General features: G+C 45.2%; 19 protein-coding genes. 16 read left to right on the forward strand and 3 right to left on the reverse strand.

The window, feature by feature from the left end; genetic code table 11:
• Positions 1 to 232: 232 nt before the first annotated feature.
• The 3 genes from cmoB to R7Q47_RS03355 all read right to left on the reverse strand — a co-directional run bounded on the left by cmoB (position 233) and on the right by R7Q47_RS03355 (position 2,983).
• Positions 233 to 1,204: a tRNA 5-methoxyuridine(34)/uridine 5-oxyacetic acid(34) synthase CmoB gene (gene cmoB / locus R7Q47_RS03345; RefSeq protein ID WP_005387902.1), complete on the reverse strand. Its 972-nt coding sequence runs from the start codon at positions 1,202 to 1,204 to the stop codon at positions 233 to 235.
• 81 nt (positions 1,205 to 1,285) lie between these two features.
• Positions 1,286 to 2,023: a carboxy-S-adenosyl-L-methionine synthase CmoA gene (gene cmoA, locus R7Q47_RS03350; RefSeq protein ID WP_154204714.1), complete on the reverse strand. Its 738-nt coding sequence runs from the start codon at positions 2,021 to 2,023 to the stop codon at positions 1,286 to 1,288.
• A 93-nt stretch (positions 2,024 to 2,116) separates the two neighbouring features.
• A complete protein-coding gene (locus tag R7Q47_RS03355) occupies positions 2,117 to 2,983 on the reverse strand; it encodes a DUF72 domain-containing protein (protein ID WP_195723106.1) in 867 nt (288 codons plus the stop codon).
• Between the two features lie 273 nt (positions 2,984 to 3,256).
• Here R7Q47_RS03355 and aspS point away from each other — a divergent pair, with 273 nt between their 5' ends.
• The 16 genes from aspS (at position 3,257) to ybgF (ending at position 17,622) form a co-directional block, all read left to right on the forward strand.
• A complete protein-coding gene (aspS, locus tag R7Q47_RS03360; protein WP_154204712.1) occupies positions 3,257 to 5,035 on the forward strand; it encodes an aspartate--tRNA ligase in 1,779 nt (592 codons plus the stop codon).
• Positions 5,036 to 5,177: 142 nt separating this feature from the next.
• On the forward strand, positions 5,178 to 5,924 hold the full coding sequence (locus tag R7Q47_RS03365; protein WP_005378402.1) for a YebC/PmpR family DNA-binding transcriptional regulator: 747 nt from the start codon (positions 5,178 to 5,180) through the stop codon (positions 5,922 to 5,924).
• Positions 5,925 to 6,016: 92 nt separating this feature from the next.
• Positions 6,017 to 6,538 (forward strand): crossover junction endodeoxyribonuclease RuvC, encoded by a 522-nt coding sequence (gene ruvC, locus R7Q47_RS03370; RefSeq protein ID WP_005387909.1) that lies wholly within the window; start codon positions 6,017 to 6,019, stop codon positions 6,536 to 6,538.
• A gap of 67 nt (positions 6,539 to 6,605) precedes the next feature.
• On the forward strand, positions 6,606 to 7,217 hold the full coding sequence (gene ruvA, locus R7Q47_RS03375) for a Holliday junction branch migration protein RuvA (RefSeq protein ID WP_005378313.1): 612 nt from the start codon (positions 6,606 to 6,608) through the stop codon (positions 7,215 to 7,217).
• A 287-nt stretch (positions 7,218 to 7,504) separates the two neighbouring features.
• Entirely contained in the window at positions 7,505 to 8,509 is a 1,005-nt protein-coding gene (ruvB, locus tag R7Q47_RS03380; RefSeq protein ID WP_005378312.1) for a Holliday junction branch migration DNA helicase RuvB, read from the forward strand.
• A gap of 461 nt (positions 8,510 to 8,970) precedes the next feature.
• Complete coding sequence (cydA, locus tag R7Q47_RS03385) at positions 8,971 to 10,557, forward strand: cytochrome ubiquinol oxidase subunit I (RefSeq protein WP_005378311.1); 1,587 nt, start codon at positions 8,971 to 8,973, stop codon at positions 10,555 to 10,557.
• Between the two features lie 17 nt (positions 10,558 to 10,574).
• Positions 10,575 to 11,711, forward strand: a complete 1,137-nt coding sequence (cydB, locus tag R7Q47_RS03390; RefSeq protein WP_318088637.1) for a cytochrome d ubiquinol oxidase subunit II — start codon at positions 10,575 to 10,577, stop codon at positions 11,709 to 11,711.
• 12 nt (positions 11,712 to 11,723) lie between these two features.
• The gene (gene cydX, locus R7Q47_RS03395) at positions 11,724 to 11,831 is read left to right on the forward strand and encodes a cytochrome bd-I oxidase subunit CydX (protein WP_000270284.1); all 108 of its coding nucleotides are present in this window, start codon (positions 11,724 to 11,726) and stop codon (positions 11,829 to 11,831) included.
• The gene (ybgE, locus tag R7Q47_RS03400) at positions 11,824 to 12,126 is read left to right on the forward strand and encodes a cyd operon protein YbgE (protein WP_005378304.1); all 303 of its coding nucleotides are present in this window, start codon (positions 11,824 to 11,826) and stop codon (positions 12,124 to 12,126) included. The genes cydX and ybgE overlap by 8 nt, the downstream gene beginning before the upstream one ends.
• A 172-nt stretch (positions 12,127 to 12,298) precedes the next feature.
• Positions 12,299 to 12,718, forward strand: coding sequence for a tol-pal system-associated acyl-CoA thioesterase (gene ybgC / locus R7Q47_RS03405; RefSeq protein WP_017820044.1), 420 nt, complete (start codon positions 12,299 to 12,301; stop codon positions 12,716 to 12,718).
• On the forward strand, positions 12,708 to 13,406 hold the full coding sequence (gene tolQ / locus R7Q47_RS03410) for a protein TolQ (protein WP_005378301.1): 699 nt from the start codon (positions 12,708 to 12,710) through the stop codon (positions 13,404 to 13,406). Before ybgC ends, tolQ begins: the two co-directional genes overlap by 11 nt.
• A 3-nt stretch (positions 13,407 to 13,409) precedes the next feature.
• Positions 13,410 to 13,853, forward strand: coding sequence for an ExbD/TolR family protein (locus tag R7Q47_RS03415; protein WP_005378298.1), 444 nt, complete (start codon positions 13,410 to 13,412; stop codon positions 13,851 to 13,853).
• Between the two features lie 13 nt (positions 13,854 to 13,866).
• Positions 13,867 to 14,931, forward strand: a complete 1,065-nt coding sequence (gene tolA / locus R7Q47_RS03420; protein ID WP_053303231.1) for a cell envelope integrity protein TolA — start codon at positions 13,867 to 13,869, stop codon at positions 14,929 to 14,931.
• Between the two features lie 15 nt (positions 14,932 to 14,946).
• Complete coding sequence (gene tolB / locus R7Q47_RS03425; protein ID WP_005387925.1) at positions 14,947 to 16,299, forward strand: Tol-Pal system beta propeller repeat protein TolB; 1,353 nt, start codon at positions 14,947 to 14,949, stop codon at positions 16,297 to 16,299.
• A gap of 30 nt (positions 16,300 to 16,329) precedes the next feature.
• Positions 16,330 to 16,854: a peptidoglycan-associated lipoprotein Pal gene (gene pal, locus R7Q47_RS03430; RefSeq protein WP_005378293.1), complete on the forward strand. Its 525-nt coding sequence runs from the start codon at positions 16,330 to 16,332 to the stop codon at positions 16,852 to 16,854.
• Positions 16,855 to 16,869: 15 nt separating this feature from the next.
• On the forward strand, positions 16,870 to 17,622 hold the full coding sequence (gene ybgF / locus R7Q47_RS03435) for a tol-pal system protein YbgF (RefSeq protein WP_005387926.1): 753 nt from the start codon (positions 16,870 to 16,872) through the stop codon (positions 17,620 to 17,622).
• Positions 17,623 to 17,706 lie beyond the last annotated feature (84 nt).

Raw genomic sequence — 17,706 nt, forward strand, 5'->3', positions numbered from 1 at the left:
TAGCTTATATCGATAAAGCCTCACAAGTAAGAATGTTTCTCTATTACTTATTGTTTGAGGAATAGTGATGAAAAGCCAAAAATCAAGGACATAAAAGCGCATCCTTATTTAGAGCGTGCTTATATTTTGACGTGAAAAATGGATTCAAAAAACAAACTCGCTCATTACGAGGAAAGAGGGTAATGTCTTAACTCGTAAAATGAGTTAAGACAATGTCAGGAATCTCAGCGAATTATGATTTGCGAGCGACAAGAACCGCTCGGCGAGGGGCAGGGTAGCCTTCTACAGTCTTGCTTGGGTCGTTCGGATCTAAGTAGTCAGGTAGAGAGTTATGCGTCATCCAATCTGTGGTACGTTGTTCATCTACGGATGTGATGTTTTCATCAACGATACGAACATCTTCAAAACCGACCAATTCTAACCACACTTTTAGGGCTTTTGCTGAAGGGAAGAAATAGACATTACGCATTTGCGCGTAACGAGAAGTCGGGACCAATACTGCATTCTCATCACCTTCAATCACGAGTGTTTCCAATACGAGTTCACCACCAGATACCAATTGATCTTTTAGTTGCACTAAATGATCGAGAGGCGAGCGGCGATGGTAAAGCACGCCCATGCTGAATACCGTATCGAACGCTTCTAACTTAGGTAGTTGTTCAATGCCCAATGGCAGTAGGTGTGCACGTTGGTCATCGCCCATTAGTTTACGAATTGCTTCGAACTGAATCAGGAACAGGTGAGATGGATCGATACCGACAGTTAAGCGTGCACCTTCGCCTAGCATGCGCCACATGTGGTAGCCGTTACCACAACCTACATCGAGTACGCTGCGATTCTTTAATGGTGAAATATGCGGAAGCACGCGGTCCCATTTCCAATCACTGCGCCACTCAGTATCAATATGGATGCCGTGTACGTGGTATGGGCCTTTGCGCCAAGGATGGAATGTACGAAGTAAGCTTTCTAGCTTTTTAAGTTCCCCTTGAGGCATCGGCTCATTGTTTGAAATCGTGACAGAATCAACAATGTCGATGTTGTCCGGTCTACCCGCTGGGATTTTGTTCAGGGCTTTCAACCAGCGACCAAAGTCACCGTGCTCTGCATTTTGCCAATCCGTTAGCTGTTGTGGAAGCACATTAAGCCAAGGTTGAAGACGGGTGTCTTGGGCAATCAATTGGTAGAAATTTGCAAAGTTAAACATAGTTAGTTAATCGCTGAGTTGATGGGTATAAATTATTAACAAAAGCCGAAATCGGTATGGTTCAGGCTTTGTATGCATGGTCTATTTAATCGCGAACATGGAGCCGAAGTTAAAGCATTGGAACCAAACATCGTAGCTAGAAAAGCCAATTTTAGCGAAACGCTCTTTATGTTCTTTCTTTGAATCTGGGCGCATTACGTTTTCTATCGCGCTGCGCTTTTGGCTGATTTCTAGTTCGCTATAACCATTCGCACGTTTAAAGTCGTGGTGAAGGTCAATTAACAGTTCGTTCGACACTTCATCTTCGAAGACGAACTTCTCCGATAGAATCAAAATGCCGCCTGGACGCAGGCCTGCGTAAATTTTCTCGAGCAAGGAGTAACGATCTTCTGGAGAGAGGAATTGCAAAGTGAAGTTCAACACCACCACTGACGCGTTTCCAATTTCGATATTGCGAATGTCTGCTTCTACTACATCCACAGGAGTGTCACTGCGGTAAGCGTTGACGTGAAGTTTACAACGCTCAACCATCGCAGGAGAGTTGTCCACTGCGATGATTTGGCAACCTTCTTGTTTGATATGGCGACGCATAGACAATGTTGCAGCACCCAAAGAACAGCCAAGGTCATAGATGTTTGAGTGAGGTTTTACAAAACGCTCTGCCAGCATACCGATTGCAGAAATGATATTGCTGTAACCCGGTACCGATCGTTGAATCATGTCAGGAAATACTTCCGCTACGCGTTCATCGAACGTGAAATCCCCAATTTTATCGATTGGAGCCGAAAAAATAGTATCTGGATTGCTCTTAGGGTTCATAACTAAGTCTCTGCATACAAGCCGCCTGAAAATGTCAGGCACCAAAAAAGGCGCGTATTTTATGGGAATTTCGCGCCTCTGTCATGTGTTGCGTTAGAACATCTGTAACTGCGAGTTGCCATCGTCAGCAGGGAAAGGCGCTAACTCAGGGATCGTGATACGCTTTTGTATGTCTTTATATAGGTTTGCGGCCAACTCTGGCGCAATTATATTGTCTGCAGTATGGATCATGACATATGGCTGCTTACCTTCGGCAATCCATTGTGGCAACTTGCTGAGCCATGGTTTAAAAAACTCGTAGTTTTGCTGTTCTTCTGGATGACCAATAAAGCGAATCAAAGGGTGTGAAGCGGTAGCAATGGCGTGAACAGGGACTCGTGGTTTTTTCATTTGTGCATCAATAATCGCCTCATTGTCGGGCTTAGCGGCAAAGACTGGGCGGCTATCCATAATAATGCGGTCAATATTATTCTCTACTAACCATTGGTTAAGTGCTCGCTCTTCTTCGCCTTTGGAGAAAAATGCCATATGGCGAACCTCAACACCGAGAGGGAAGCTAGGTGGAAAGCTCGCACAGAACTTTTTCAGTCGATCAAGGTGCTCAGGACCAAATGCGGCTGGTAATTGAATTGTCCATTGGCCCACACGGTCATGCAAAGGCTCCATGACCTTCATGAAGTCTCTCAGTTGTTCGCTGCAACCTCTTAGCATTTGCTCATGAGTGATGGCTTTAGGAAGTTTGAAAGTAAAGCGAAAATCATCGTGGGTTGCGGCTCTCCAGTTTTGCACTGTATTGAGCGTCGGTGTGGCATAAAATGTCGTGTTGCCTTCCACGGTATGAAACACTTGCGCATACCTTTCTAAACGTTCAGCGGGCTTTGTCCCGCTGCCGTAAAAACTTTGTTGCCATTGATTGTGCGACCACATCGTCAATCCAAGTCGAAGAGGTAAGTTATCCATTATTCTTTACTGCTTGCTACTCGTGTGAATACTTTACGAGAGTTTTGCTGAAATAGGTAATTTCACGCTATAATCCTCCCCAATTTTTTCGCTTTGGTGCGCTTTTGAACATTTGTTGTACTAAAAAGCACCAGTGAATGATAAAACACACGTAATTGTATGTTGAGTAGTCGATTTTCGTGGACATTCAGCGTATAACTGAATCTTTACTCTGCTTAGCAATGAGGCTGACAGAGCGTAGTTAACAACATTTGAGAGATTGGGAATTTCATTATGCGTACCCATTACTGTGGTCACCTGAACAAGTCCCTTGCAGGACAAACTGTAGAACTTTGCGGCTGGGTTAACCGTCGTCGTGATTTAGGCGGTCTTATTTTTATTGATATGCGAGATCGCGAAGGTATCGTTCAGGTAGTTGTTGATCCAGATATGGCGGATGCGTATGAAGTGGCGAACACACTTCGTAATGAATTCTGTATCAAACTAACGGGTGAAGTGCGCGTTCGCCCAGAGAGCCAAGCAAACAAAGACATGGCAACAGGTGAAGTCGAGATCCTTGCGAAAGGTCTTGAAATCATCAACCGTTCTGATGTTCTGCCTCTAGATTTCAACCAAAAGAACTCTGAAGAGCAACGCCTGAAGTACCGTTACCTAGATCTACGTCGTCCTGAAATGAGCGACCGCATCAAGCTACGCGCTAAAGCGTCTAGCTTTGTTCGTCGTTTCCTAGATGACAACGGCTTCCTAGACATCGAAACGCCAGTACTAACAAAAGCGACTCCAGAAGGCGCTCGTGACTACCTAGTACCTAGCCGTGTTCACAAAGGCAGCTTCTACGCGCTTCCTCAGTCTCCACAGCTATTCAAACAACTTCTAATGATGTCTGGTTTTGACCGTTACTACCAAATCGTTAAGTGTTTCCGTGATGAAGACTTGCGTGCTGACCGTCAACCAGAATTCACTCAGATCGATATCGAAACGTCATTCATGACGGCTGACCAAGTTCGTGCAACGACTGAGAAAATGGTTCGTGAAATGTGGCAAGAGCTACTAAACGTTGACCTAGGTGAATTCCCAGTAATGCCGTTCAGCGAAGCGATTCGTCGTTTCGGTTCGGACAAGCCAGACCTACGTAACCCACTGGAACTAGTAGACGTTGCTGACCTAGTGAAAGACGTTGAGTTCAAAGTATTCTCAGGTCCAGCAAACGACGAAAAAGGCCGCGTTGCCGTTATTCGCGTTCCAGGTGGCGCTTCTCTGACTCGTAAGCAAATTGATGGCTACGGTGAATTCGTTGGCATCTACGGTGCGAAAGGTCTAGCTTGGATGAAGGTTAATGACCGTGCAGCGGGCATGGAAGGTATCCAATCTCCAGTCGCTAAGTTCCTAAATGAAGACGTGATCAACGGCATTCTAGATCGTACTCAAGCGGAATCTGGTGACATTATCCTATTTGGCGCTGATAAAGCGGGCATCGTTGCAGAAGCAATGGGTGCGCTACGTTTGAAACTAGGTAAAGACCTAGAGCTAACGGATGAGTCTGCATGGGCTCCACTATGGGTTGTTGACTTTCCAATGTTCGAAGAAGATGACGAAGGCAACCTACACGCGATGCACCACCCATTCACATCGCCTCTAGGTGTGACTGCAGAAGAGCTAAAATCAAACCCTGCTGCGGCAAATTCTAACGCTTACGATATGGTTCTAAATGGCTACGAAGTGGGCGGCGGCTCTGTTCGTATCCACAACGCAGATATGCAAGAAGCCGTATTTGATATTCTAGGTATCACACCTGAAGAGCAACAGCTTAAGTTCGGCTTCCTGCTTGATGCGCTGAAATTCGGTACGCCTCCACATGCTGGTCTTGCATTTGGTCTAGACCGTCTAGTAATGCTGCTATGTGGCACAGAGAACATCCGTGATGTTATCGCGTTCCCTAAAACAACAGCAGCGGCGTGTCTACTAACAGACGCACCAAGTATTGCGAACCCAGCAGCGCTAGAAGAGCTAGCAATCGCAGTGACTGCAGCGAAAGAAAAAGACGTAGAATAAGCGCACAACATTTGAAGAAAACTCCCGCAACTGCGGGAGTTTTTGTTTAAATAAACCCAAGAAACTTCCAAAGCAATTTCCCAAGCAACGCTTTTAGAACATGTTTTGTTATTAAGCGTCAAAATACATTAAAAGGTGAATTATGGCTGGTCATAGTAAATGGGCGAATATTCGTCACCGTAAAGCAGCGCAAGATGCGAAGCGCGGCAAAATCTTTACTAAATTAATCCGTGAAATCGTTGTTGCGGCAAAAGAGGGGGGCGGTGAGCCAGAAAATAACCCACGTTTGCGAGCCGCAATTGATAAAGCACTGTCTAACAACATGACACGTGACACTGTCAATCGCGCTGTCAGCCGAGGTGCTGGTGGTGAAGGCGACGACAACATGGAAACCGTGATCTATGAAGGTTATGGTCCAGGTGGTACGGCGGTCATGGTCGAATGTATGACGGATAACCGAAATCGTACGGTATCTGGCGTACGCCATGCATTCTCAAAGTCAGGCGGTAATCTGGGGACGGATGGTAGCGTCAACTATCTTTTCGACAAGAAAGGCGTGATTTCATATGGCCCAGGTTTAGATGAGGATGCGGTAATGGAAGTAGCATTAGAAAGTGGTGCTGATGACATTGAAACGGCAGAAGATGGCTCGATTGATGTCTACACGGCCCCAGGCGATTTTGGACTCGTAAAAGATGCTCTTGATGCCGCAGGGTTTGAGGCAGAGAACGCTGAGGTGTCGCTGATCCCATCTACGAAAGCAGATTTGGACGCGGATACTGCGCCAAAACTACTTCGTTTGATTGACGCTTTGGAAGATCTGGACGACGTTCAAGAGGTTTATCACAATGGTGATATCTCTGACGACGTTGCGGCTACGCTAGATTAAACTCAAGGTGTCGGGAGCGGTATTTGCTCCGAAGTTAGCAAGTAATAATAAAAAGACTGAGGCCGAATTAGGCCTCATTTTTAGGAACATTCATGTCAATTATTTTGGGCATTGACCCAGGTTCGCGCATTACCGGCTATGGGGTCATTCGTCAAAATGGACGCCACTTGCAATACCTTGGTAGTGGCTGCATTCGTACTTCAGAAAAAGAACTTCCGGGTCGGCTTAAACAGATTTATGCAGGCGTCACGGAAATCATTACCCAGTTTCAACCGGACGTTTTCGCGATCGAGCAAGTGTTTATGGCCAAAAACGCGGATTCAGCGCTAAAACTTGGCCAAGCTCGTGGCAGTGCAATTGTTGCTGCGGTGAATGCGGAGTTGCCGGTATTTGAATATGCGGCTCGTCTTATTAAGCAAGCTGTCGTCGGCACTGGTGGCGCGGACAAAGCGCAAGTTCAGCATATGGTTCAGCAGATGCTTAAATTGCCCGCCAAGCCTCAAGCGGATGCAGCCGATGCTTTAGGTGTGGCGATTTGTCATGCCAATACTAACAAGACTCTCGTTGCGTTAGCGGGCAAAGCAACCAGTGCCAGAAAAGGGCGCTACCGTTAAAATTAACTGGATGTCTATCCAGTTCTTTATTATCCTGTCGCAAATTCATTTCCAAAGAGTATTTATAGTGATTGGACGTCTTCGTGGCATACTGATTGAAAAGCAACCACCTGAAGTATTAATTGAAGTTAATGGCATTGGCTATGAAGTCCAGATGCCAATGAGCTGTTTTTACGAACTGCCAAATGTTGGCGAAGAAGCCATTATTTATACTCACTTTGTTGTCCGTGAAGATGCGCAATTGCTATACGGTTTCAACACGGTAAAAGAACGAGCACTTTTCCGTGAAGTGATCAAAGCCAATGGCGTTGGTCCTAAACTCGGTCTTGGTATTCTCTCTGGTATGACAGCAACGCAATTCGTTACTTGTGTGGAACATGAAGACGTTTCTACGCTGGTTAAGCTTCCAGGCGTTGGCAAGAAAACCGCAGAGCGATTGGTTGTTGAAATGAAAGACCGCTTGAAAGGGTGGGGCGCTGGCGATCTATTTACACCATTTACGGATGCTGCTCCTGCGGATTCTGGTGCGACATCCAACAACGCGGAAGAAGAAGCAATCAGTGCGCTTCTAGCTCTAGGTTACAAGCCGACTCAAGCGTCGAAAGTGGTATCTCAGATCGCTAAACCGGACATGAGCAGTGAGCAAATGATCCGTGAAGCTCTAAAATCAATGGTGTAACGCTGGTTGCACAGTGAACATTTGTTCAAGATAACTCATTCTCTAAGGTTAATGCCAATCGCTTAACGATGTTTTTTTGTGTCATTCCAGCGAGCCTGGCGAGACTGGGAATCTAATAGCAGCACGCTGAGCGGTTAATGAAACAATTTGACCATAAATCGCTCGGATAGAAGATCCTGTATCACGCTCCTTCGTCGCTGTACAGGATGACGAGATATAGAAATATGCCACTTGCTGTTAAACGAGCGGCATTATTCTCTCAGGTAACCATTTTTCAAGGTAAAAAGATGATTGAAGCCGATCGTTTAATCGCGCCAGAAAACCCTGCCTTTCGTGATGAAGATGTCATTGATCGTGCTATTCGGCCAAAAAAATTAGCGGATTACCAAGGTCAGGACCATGTCCGTGACCAAATGGAGATCTTCATTAAAGCTGCTCAGTTACGTAGCGAAGCACTTGATCACCTTTTGATTTTTGGTCCCCCAGGTTTGGGTAAAACCACACTTGCGAACATCGTTGCCAATGAAATGGAAGTGAACATTCGCACTACTTCAGGCCCTGTACTTGAGAAAGCAGGCGATTTGGCCGCGCTGTTAACCAACCTCGAAGAAAACGATGTGTTGTTCATCGATGAGATTCACCGCTTGAGCCCGATGGTTGAAGAGGTGCTGTATCCGGCGATGGAAGATTATCAACTGGATATTATGATCGGTGAAGGTCCGGCCGCTCGTTCTATTAAGATCGATTTACCACCGTTTACGTTAATTGGTGCGACGACCCGAGCGGGCTCTTTGACGTCACCATTGCGCGATCGCTTTGGTATTACTCAGCGCCTTGAGTTTTATAAGATAAAAGACCTCCAAGATATTGTGCAGCGAAGCGCGGATTGTTTAGGTTTATCAATGGAACCTGAAGGTGCATTGGAAGTGGCAAGACGTGCGCGTGGTACACCACGTATTGCTAACCGTTTGCTACGCCGTGTTCGTGATTATGCGGAAGTAAAAGGCAATGGTCACATTTGTGCCGATGTTGCCGATAAGGCGTTGAATATGCTTGATGTGGACGCCGAAGGCTTCGATTACATGGACCGTAAGCTACTACTCGCGATTATGGAAAAATTTGGTGGTGGTCCTGTCGGGCTCGACAACATGGCAGCGGCGATAGGTGAAGAAAAGGACACTATTGAAGACGTTCTTGAACCTTATCTTATTCAGCAAGGTTATTTACAACGCACTCCGCGTGGAAGAATCGCGACAGATCGTGCGTATTTGCATTTCGGAATTGAAAAATAAGATTCCCTCGCTGGGCCTTTGTTGCCCAGCGCTTCATTAAAGTTGACCAAACTCACATTTTTTGAATTTTTTCTCATACTGGTTTAGTAAGTAAAAAGCATTGATTGTTAACTCGATGTTTGCTTGCAACTGGTTAATTTCTCTCCTGATTACTCTCTCTTAACATCCGTATCCAATACTGGTTGATCTAGATCAATGTGATGGATTTTTGTGCAAATTCCGCGCATAAACATTGATGTATATCAAAGCGCGTTACGGCTATAAACCTTTTGAAACAATCTGTTTTTACAAGTAATATTAGCCCCAGCTATATTAGCTGATGCTTAACAATTAACTAACCAATGAAGCACATTTTTGCAACAATGAGTTGTGATAATTCAACATTTTTCAAGTGTAAATAACACCTGAATATGGATTGCAATATGTAGAGAGTGTCATTCAGCCGACACATAGGAGTTACCATGATTGACGTAGTTGATCTATCGCGGTTGCAGTTTGCACTGACAGCGATGTATCACTTCCTATTCGTACCATTGACCCTTGGTATGGCCTTCCTTCTGGCCATTATGGAATCGATGTACGTAATGACGAACAAGCAAATCTATAAGGACATGACCAAGTTCTGGGGTAAGCTATTCGGTATTAACTTTGCACTTGGTGTGGCGACAGGCCTTACCATGGAGTTCCAGTTTGGTACGAACTGGTCTTACTACTCCCACTATGTAGGTGATATCTTCGGTGCACCGCTAGCGATCGAAGCACTTGTCGCATTCTTCCTGGAGTCAACTTTTGTTGGTCTATTCTTCTTCGGGTGGGATCGTCTATCTAAACGCCAACACTTAGCGGTTACCTGGCTTGTGGCACTAGGCTCTAACTTCTCTGCTCTTTGGATTCTTATCGCAAACGGCTGGATGCAAAACCCAGTAGGCGCAGATTTCAACTTCGAAACCATGCGAATGGAAATGGTGAGCTTCTCTGAGGTTGTACTAAACCCAGTTGCTCAGGTTAAGTTCGTGCATACGGTTGCTTCTGGTTACACTTGTGGCGCAATGTTTATTCTAGGCATCAGTTCATACTACCTATTAAAAGGTCGTGACATTGCGTTTGCTCGTCGTTCGTTTGCTATTGCTGCTTCTTTCGGTATTGCAGCTATCTTATCTACCATCGTTCTTGGTGACGAATCTGGCTACGAGCTTGGTGAAGTTCAAAAAGTGAAACTCGCTGCAATTGAAGCAGAGTGGCACACTGAACCTGCACCTGCCGCATTTACGTTATTTGGTGTTCCTAACCAGGAAACGATGCATACCGATTACGCAATTAAGATCCCTTACGTAATGGGTATTATCGCGACACGTTCTTTTGATGAGCAAGTAACAGGTCTTCGTGATTTACGTGATGAACACGTCGATCGTATTCGTGACGGCATGTACGCTTATGAACTTCTAGAGAAGCTTCGTGCGGGCGACAAGTCAGAAGAAAACATGACTGCGTTTGATGAAGTGAAAGGTGACCTAGGTTACGGTCTACTTCTAAAACGCTACACAGACAATGTTGTTGATGCAACAGAAGAGCAAATCCAAGCTGCTGCGGACGACTCAATCCCAACAGTATGGCCGCTATTCTGGTCATTCCGTATCATGGTTGCTTGTGGCTTCATCATGTTGTTTGTCTTTGGTGCGGCGTTTATCCAAACGTGTCGTCAGAAGATTGAACAGAAACAATGGATTCTAAAAGCTGCACTATTTAGCATTCCACTACCTTGGATTGCAATTGAAGCGGGTTGGTTCGTCGCTGAGTACGGCCGTCAGCCTTGGGCTGTAGGTGAAATTCTACCAGTGCATGTTGCAGCTTCTGCGCTAACTGCAGGTGAAATCTGGACTTCACTCTTCGCAATTCTGGCGCTATACACGGTATTCCTGATTGCAGAAGTTTACCTAATGTTGAAATTCGCTCGTAAAGGCCCAAGTAGCCTGAAAACGGGTCGCTACCACTTCGAGCAAAATGCTGACTCTGTTGAAGACAAAGTTAGTCGCCAAGTAGAAGCGTAAGGTAAGGAGATAACAAGATGTTTGATTACGAAATCTTGCGACTCATCTGGTGGGTACTAATCGGTGTTCTACTAGTTGGTTTTGCAGTAACAGACGGCTTCGATATGGGTGTAGGCGCGCTTGTACCTATCATCGGTAAAAACGACACGCAACGCCGTGTCATGATTAACTCAATTGCTCCTCACTGGGATGGTAACCAAGTTTGGCTTATCACTGCTGGTGGTGCACTGTTCGCAGCTTGGCCTTTGGTTTACGCAACGTCATTTTCAGGCTTCTACTTAGCGATGATTTTGACACTAGCAGCGCTATGGCTTCGTCCTCTGGGCCTAGACTACCGCTCTAAAATCGAAGATCAAAAATGGCGCAATACCTGGGATATCTGTATCTCAATCAGTGGTTTTGTTCCGCCAATCATCTTTGGTGTAGCGTTTGGCAACCTTCTACAAGGTGTACCATTCCAATTGAGTGAGTTCTTGATGCCAACATACCATGGCTCATTCTTTGGTCTACTAAACCCATTTGCACTGTTGTGTGGTCTAGTAAGCTTGTTCATGATTTTGATGCAAGGTTCTACTTGGCTACAAATGAAAACAACAGGCGAAGTGCATGTGCGTGCGCGCAACGTTTCTCAGTTGGCTGGTTTACTGACGGTTGCTGCGTTTGTAGCGGCTGGTTTCTGGATCCAAAATATCGATGGCTACGTCATTGTTGGCGGTATCGACACTAACGCTGCTTCTAACCCTCTAAACAAAGAGGTTATCCGTGAAGCTGGTGCGTGGATGAAGAACTTTGAAAACTACCCACTACTATGGGCTGCTCCTGTACTAGGTGTTGCAATGCCGCTTCTCGCTGTATTGGCATCTCGTCTTGAAAAATGTGCGATTTCGTTCATTACTTCAAGCTTGGGTGTTGCTGGTGTTATCTTTACTGCAGGTTTTGCGATGTTCCCATTCATCATGCCTTCAGACTTAATGCCAAGCCACAGCTTAACAATGTGGGATGCAACGTCATCTGAGCTGACTCTGAACCTAATGACAGGCGTTGCGTTTGTTATGGTGCCAATCATCCTTGGTTACACATCTTGGACTTACTACAAGATGTTTGGTCGCCTTGATGACCAGTACATTGAAGACAACAAAAACTCACTTTACTAAGGAGCATTTACTATGTGGTATTTCGCATGGATTCTAGGTGTACTACTTGCTTGTGCATTCGGTATCATCAACGCTCTTTGGCTAGAGCACTCAGAAATGATGGATAAAGACAGTGAGTAACCTCGCTGATAAGGTAGCGAAACTTCACGCACCAATGGATAAGACTCTGCTACGAGTCTTATCTCTCATCCTTGGCTTTATGCACGTAGGATTGGTGATGTGGGACCCTGAAGCTTACCATCAAGCAATTGGTGGTTTTAACTCAATCATCGCACCAGCACTGATTTGGTCTGTATGTTCAAGCATGGTGTATGGGGTGGGCTTCAAGCCAAGAAACTGGTACTGGCAAGTTTTGTTTAGTCCTTATTTCTCGTTAGCTATCTTAATTTATCTAACGGCACTTTATTTCATTTAGGCTGAAATATGCTGTAATAAAGTCGGTTGCTAAATCACCGAATAAAAGCTAGGTATCTCGCCTAGCTTTTATTTTTTCTACAAATTTCAAAAATATTTCCTTAGCTCGGTACCAATTGCTGTCGCTTCAGTTATAGTAATTACTTTAAAGAATTGAATATATTGGTACTCCCTTGCAAGGCACATCAAATCTCTTTCACTGGCCGATCACTGTGTACTATGAAGACACTGATGCGGGCGGTGTTGTATATCATTCTAATTATCTAAAATTCTTTGAGCGCGCACGGACAGAGATGTTACGTGCTAAAGGCATTTCTCAACATGTGTTACTGGAACAAAATATCGGCTTTGTTGTCCGACACATGGATATCGATTTCAACCAAGGCGCTAGGCTGGACGAGCATCTGACAGTCGTAACCCGAGTGTCAGAAATAAAACGTGCTTCTCTGCAATTCTGTCAAGAGTTGGTCAATGATCAAGGCAAGATATTGTGCAAGGCCTCGGTTAAGGTAGCATGTATCGATAATAAGAAAATGAAACCAATAGCTATTCCAACCTTTATAAATTCGGAGCTAACAAATAGTGACTGCTGATATTTCCATTTTAGATCTCTTTCTTCAGGCCAGTCTGTTGGTAAAGCTTGTGATGCTGACGTTGCTTGGCATGTCAATTGTGTCATGGGCAATGATCATCAAGCGCAGCAAAGTGCTTTCTCAAGCATCAAAAAATGCAGAGCAGTTTGAAGACAAATTTTGGTCGGGTACTGATCTTTCTCAGCTTTACCAAAAAGTAAAAGCGCGTAAAGACGAAATTGAAGGCACAGAAGAAATCTTCTACGCAGGTTTTACAGAGTTTGCTCGCCTACGTAAGAGCAACGCAAATTCACCAGCTTACATCATGGAAGGCACTGGCCGCGCAATGCGCGTTGCTGTTTCTCGTGAAGTAGATGAGCTAGAAACAAGCTTACCGTTTTTGGCAACAGTCGGCTCTATAAGCCCTTATATCGGCCTATTTGGTACCGTTTGGGGCATCATGCACGCCTTTATTGCGCTGGGTGAAGTAAAGCAAGCTACGCTGTCTATGGTTGCACCGGGTATCGCCGAAGCACTTATCGCGACAGCGATGGGTCTATTTGCGGCTATTCCGGCAGTAATGGCGTACAACCGCCTAAGCAATAAAGTGAGTAAACTAGAGCACACTTACGCAACATTTTCTGAAGAATTCCACAGCATCCTTCATCGTCAAGCGATGGCTGGCCGAGACAGCGCGGATAAGGAATAAAGCATGGCGGGTTATCAACCTAAAAAGCGAAAAATGACAGCGGAGATCAACGTTGTTCCGTATATCGACGTAATGCTCGTACTGTTGATCATTTTTATGGCGACCGCTCCATTTGTGACTCAAGGCGTCGACGTTGATCTTCCGAAAACATCGACCGCAGAATCTATGCAAGACCTTGCTGGCGAGACTGACAGTAGCTTTATTATCATCGAAATTGATAGCGAGGGTAATTTAGGCCTAAGCGTAAATGATGAAGAAGTTCAGCGAGGTTTGTCGTTGCAAGATGTTATTGTGCGAGTGAAAGCGGAGCGAGAGGTTAAGCCGGATTCACCAGTTGCGGTAGGTGGCGACGCGGCAACACCATATGCCGATGTTGTTCTATTGCTAGATGAACTAAGTCGAGCTGGTATCCCTAAGGTAGGTCTAATGACCGATATCAGGGAATAGACATCAATTATCTATGAAAGATCACAAGAAGAAACCCAACCAATACGCCAAACCGATAGCAATATCGGTTGGTTTGCATGCAATTCTAGTTGCAGCCCTGCTTTGGGGGACGGACTTCAACATGTCTAAACCAGAGCCTACAGGGCAAATGGTTCAAGCTGTTGTCATCGATCCAAAACTTGTGCAGCAACAAGCGAAAGAAATTCGCCAGCAACGCGAAAAGGCAGCGAAAAAAGAACAAGAGCGTCTTGATAAACTGAGACGCGAAGCAGAGCAGCTAGAAAAAAACCGCAAAGCTGAAGAAGAGCAAATTCGCAAGTTGAAAGAGCAGCAAGCGAAAGATGCTCAAGCGGCACGAGAAGCAGAAGCTGCACGTAAGAAAAAAGAGCAAGAGCGCAAGCAGGAAGAAGAACGTGTTCGCAAAGAAAAAGAGCGAGCTGCTAAGCTAGAAAAAGAGCGCAAGGCAAAAGAAGAAGCCGTGCGTAAAGCTGAGCAGGAGCGTTTAGCAAAAGAAGCGGCTATAGCAAAAGCTGAGCAAGAACGTTTAGCTCGTGAAAAAGCAGCAAAAGAAGCGGAAGAAAAAGCACGTCGTGAGCGTGAAGCTGCTGAAAAAGCTGAACAAGAGCGCATTGCAAAAGAGAAAGCGGCAAAAGAGGCAGCGGAGCGAGAGCGTAAAGCGAGAGAAGCAGCTGAGCGTGCCGAGCGTGAGCGTAAAGCTCAAGAAGCCGCGTTAGATGATATTTTTGCGGGTCTCGAGAGTGAGTCAGAACAGAATCAGCAAGCGAAAAATCAACATGTGCAATCTGAAGTTGACCGCTATGGTGCAATTTACAAACAATTGATAGAGAGTCGTATCATTAAGGACGATTATCTTGTGGGAAAGTCGTGTAGGCTTAATGTGAAGCTAGTTCCAACTGGGACTGATGGTATTGTGAGTAATGTTACTGTGTTAAACGGTGACTCTCGTCTTTGTAGTGCAGCCAAAAGTGCAGTAGCCCAAGTTGGCAACTTTCCGATGCCTAAAGATAGAGATGTTATTGATAAAGTTAGAGATATCAACTTAACCGTTGAATACTAGAATAAGGAATAAGACGTGATTAGACGCCTTTTACTAGGAATGTTTGTACTGTTTAGCAGTATGACAAATGTGGCGAATGCCGCATTAGAGTTGGTCATTACCGATGGTATTGATTCAGCACGACCAATTGCTGTTGTTCCGTTTAAGTGGGAGGGCACACAAGCGCTTCCAACGGATGTTTCTGCTGTTATCGCCTCGGATTTACAACGTAGTGGTAAATTCAGCCCAGTTCCAACGAGCAAAATGCCACAAACACCGTTCAGTGAATCAGAAGTTAATTTTGATGCTTGGACCAATTTAGGTGTGGATGCGCTATTGACTGGTTCAATCAAGCAAAACGACCAAGGTGACTACGTTATCAACTATCAACTTGTTGATATTGTGCGTGGTCAGTTAACAGGTGGGAAGAGTAAGGCGCTTGGTAGTGACGGTGAATTAGTCCTGTCAAAAGATCATGTGCTGTTCAATAAAGTAGCCACTGTTCAAGGGCCTCGTATGCGTGAGTACGCTCACCGTATCTCTGATTTGGTGTATGAGCAGTTAACTGGCGACCGTGGCGCTTTCATGACTCGTATCGCATATGTGGTAGTGAACGATAAAGACCGTTTCCCTTACCAACTTCGAGTCGCTGATTACGATGGCTACAATGAGCGTCTGGTTTTACGCTCTAAACAACCATTAATGTCACCAGCGTGGTCCCCCGATGGTAAAAAGCTTGCATATGTTAGCTTCCAAAATGGCCAAGCAGAAATCTTCATCATGAACATCTACACCGGTGAACGTGAGAAAATTACTTCATACCCACGTCACAATGGTGCGCCAAGATTTTCGCCAGATGGCAATAAGTTAGCGATTGTTCTTTCTAAAACAGGCTCGCTTCATGTTTATACGTTTGACCTTAACACTCGTAAGCTGACGCAAATTACGCGTGGCAGATCAAATAATACGGAACCGTTCTGGCATCCGGATGGAAAATCGTTGATTTTTACATCGGATAGGGGTGGTAAACCACAGATTTATCAAGTAAATTTGGGCAGCGGTTCTATTGACCGTTTGACTTGGCAAGGCAGCCAAAATTTGGGTGGTCAGATTACTCCTGATGGGCGATTCCTAGTTATGGTGAACCGCAGCAACGCAGGATTTAATTTGGCGAAACAAGATTTGGAAACTGGTGCTCTTCAAGTCTTAACTAAGACCTTGCTTGATGAGTCTCCTAGTATTGCCCCAAACGGTGGCATGGTTGTGTATAGCTCGATTTACAACAAGAAAAACGTACTATCGATGGTGTCAATTGATGGTCGATTCAAAGCTAGATTACCGGCAACAAATGGGCGTGTTCGAGCGCCTGCATGGTCACCGTTTTTGTAGTAATAAGTTTGATTAATAAAGGAAAATAAGATGCAACTGAACAAGGTTCTAAAAGGGCTACTAATCGCGCTTCCTGTAATGGCTGTTACAGCGTGTAGTTCAAGCGACGACGCTGCTTCTAACACTGGTGCAGCAACAAACAACAATGGCGCAGTGGAAACAACAGTAGCTACGCCAATTGATCAAAGCGGTCAGTTGACAGAGCAAGAGCTAAAAGAGCAAGCGCTACGTGAAACTCAAACAATCTACTTTGCTTTTGACAACTCAACAATTGCAGCAGATTACGAAGAGATGCTAGCGGCTCACGCTTCTTACCTAAGCAAGAACCCAGCACTTAACGTAACTATCGAAGGTCACGCTGATGAGCGTGGTACTCCTGAGTACAACATCGCTCTAGGTGAGCGTCGTGCACAAGCAGTAGCGAACTACCTACAAGCACTAGGTGTTCAAGCTGACCAAATCTCAATCGTTAGCTACGGTGAAGAGAAGCCACTTCTTCTAGGTCAATCAGATGAAGTTTACGCTAAAAACCGTCGCGCGGTTCTAGTATACTAATTCGAGGTAATCCTCATGTTCAGTAACACTAAGCGCGCTGTTGCGCTTACGTTACTGGCAAGTGCAGCGAACTTTGCGTTCGCTGCACCAGCTCCAGTATCCGATCTCAACAGCACATCATCCGTCTCTAAGAGCCGTTCATCTGAAACGGAAGTAGAGCGTCTAGAGCGCTTGCTACAAAACCGCAATCGCGTTCAGCTCCAAATGCAACAGCAAATTGACCAAATGTCACAAGAGATCAGTGAATTACGTGGTCAATTAGAGCGAAATAGCTACGAAATGAAGCAAATGTTGCAACGTCAACGAGAGTTGTTTGTCGAGCTGGATCGTGTTCGTGGAGAGATAAAATCCGCGCCTGCGCAAGAAGCGAAACCGGCTAAAACAGGTGGTCAGTACACACCAAATGTTGATGAGCAAACGGCATACCAAAATGCAGTCGACCTCATCCTCAAGAAACGTGACTACACTGGCGCAATTGCAGCGTTCCAGCAGTTCCAGAAAGATTATCCTGATTCTACATATTCAGCGAATTCTCACTACTGGCTAGGTCAGTTGTACTTCGCTAAAAAGCAGGATGAGGATGCAGTGAAAAGTTTTGCCGCTGTGGTGTCTTACAAAGACTCCAATAAGCGAGCCGATGCGTTGCTTAAATTAGGCGAAATCGCTGAGCGTAATAACAATGCAGCTCAAGCGAAAAAGTACTACCAACAAGTGGTTGATGAATACCCAGGTAGTGCATCTGCAAAACTTGCCAGCTCTAAGCTGTAAGACGTTATGTTTTGAAAAGGAAGCTTCGGCTTCCTTTTTCTTTTCCATTTTCTGTTGGTGCAGAACGGCTAAGTCGATAGCAAT

The sequence above is a fragment of the Vibrio sp. Vb0349 genome, assembly GCF_033338975.1.

Bases quoted from the DNA above. Each gene is read 5' to 3' on its own strand.
- cmoB (WP_005387902.1), bottom strand. From the start codon at position 1,204: ATGTTTAACTTTGCAAATTTCTACCAATTGATTGCCCAAGACACCCGT.
- cmoA (WP_154204714.1), bottom strand. From the start codon at position 2,023: ATGAACCCTAAGAGCAATCCAGATACTATTTTTTCGGCTCCAATCGAT.
- R7Q47_RS03355 (WP_195723106.1), bottom strand. From the start codon at position 2,983: ATGGATAACTTACCTCTTCGACTTGGATTGACGATGTGGTCGCACAAT.
- aspS (WP_154204712.1), top strand. From the start codon at position 3,257: ATGCGTACCCATTACTGTGGTCACCTGAACAAGTCCCTTGCAGGACAA.
- R7Q47_RS03365 (WP_005378402.1), top strand. From the start codon at position 5,178: ATGGCTGGTCATAGTAAATGGGCGAATATTCGTCACCGTAAAGCAGCG.
- ruvC (WP_005387909.1), top strand. From the start codon at position 6,017: ATGTCAATTATTTTGGGCATTGACCCAGGTTCGCGCATTACCGGCTAT.
- ruvB (WP_005378312.1), top strand. From the start codon at position 7,505: ATGATTGAAGCCGATCGTTTAATCGCGCCAGAAAACCCTGCCTTTCGT.
- cydA (WP_005378311.1), top strand. From the start codon at position 8,971: ATGATTGACGTAGTTGATCTATCGCGGTTGCAGTTTGCACTGACAGCG.
- cydB (WP_318088637.1), top strand. From the start codon at position 10,575: ATGTTTGATTACGAAATCTTGCGACTCATCTGGTGGGTACTAATCGGT.
- cydX (WP_000270284.1), top strand. From the start codon at position 11,724: ATGTGGTATTTCGCATGGATTCTAGGTGTACTACTTGCTTGTGCATTC.
- R7Q47_RS03415 (WP_005378298.1), top strand. From the start codon at position 13,410: ATGGCGGGTTATCAACCTAAAAAGCGAAAAATGACAGCGGAGATCAAC.
- tolA (WP_053303231.1), top strand. From the start codon at position 13,867: ATGAAAGATCACAAGAAGAAACCCAACCAATACGCCAAACCGATAGCA.
- pal (WP_005378293.1), top strand. From the start codon at position 16,330: ATGCAACTGAACAAGGTTCTAAAAGGGCTACTAATCGCGCTTCCTGTA.
- ybgF (WP_005387926.1), top strand. From the start codon at position 16,870: ATGTTCAGTAACACTAAGCGCGCTGTTGCGCTTACGTTACTGGCAAGT.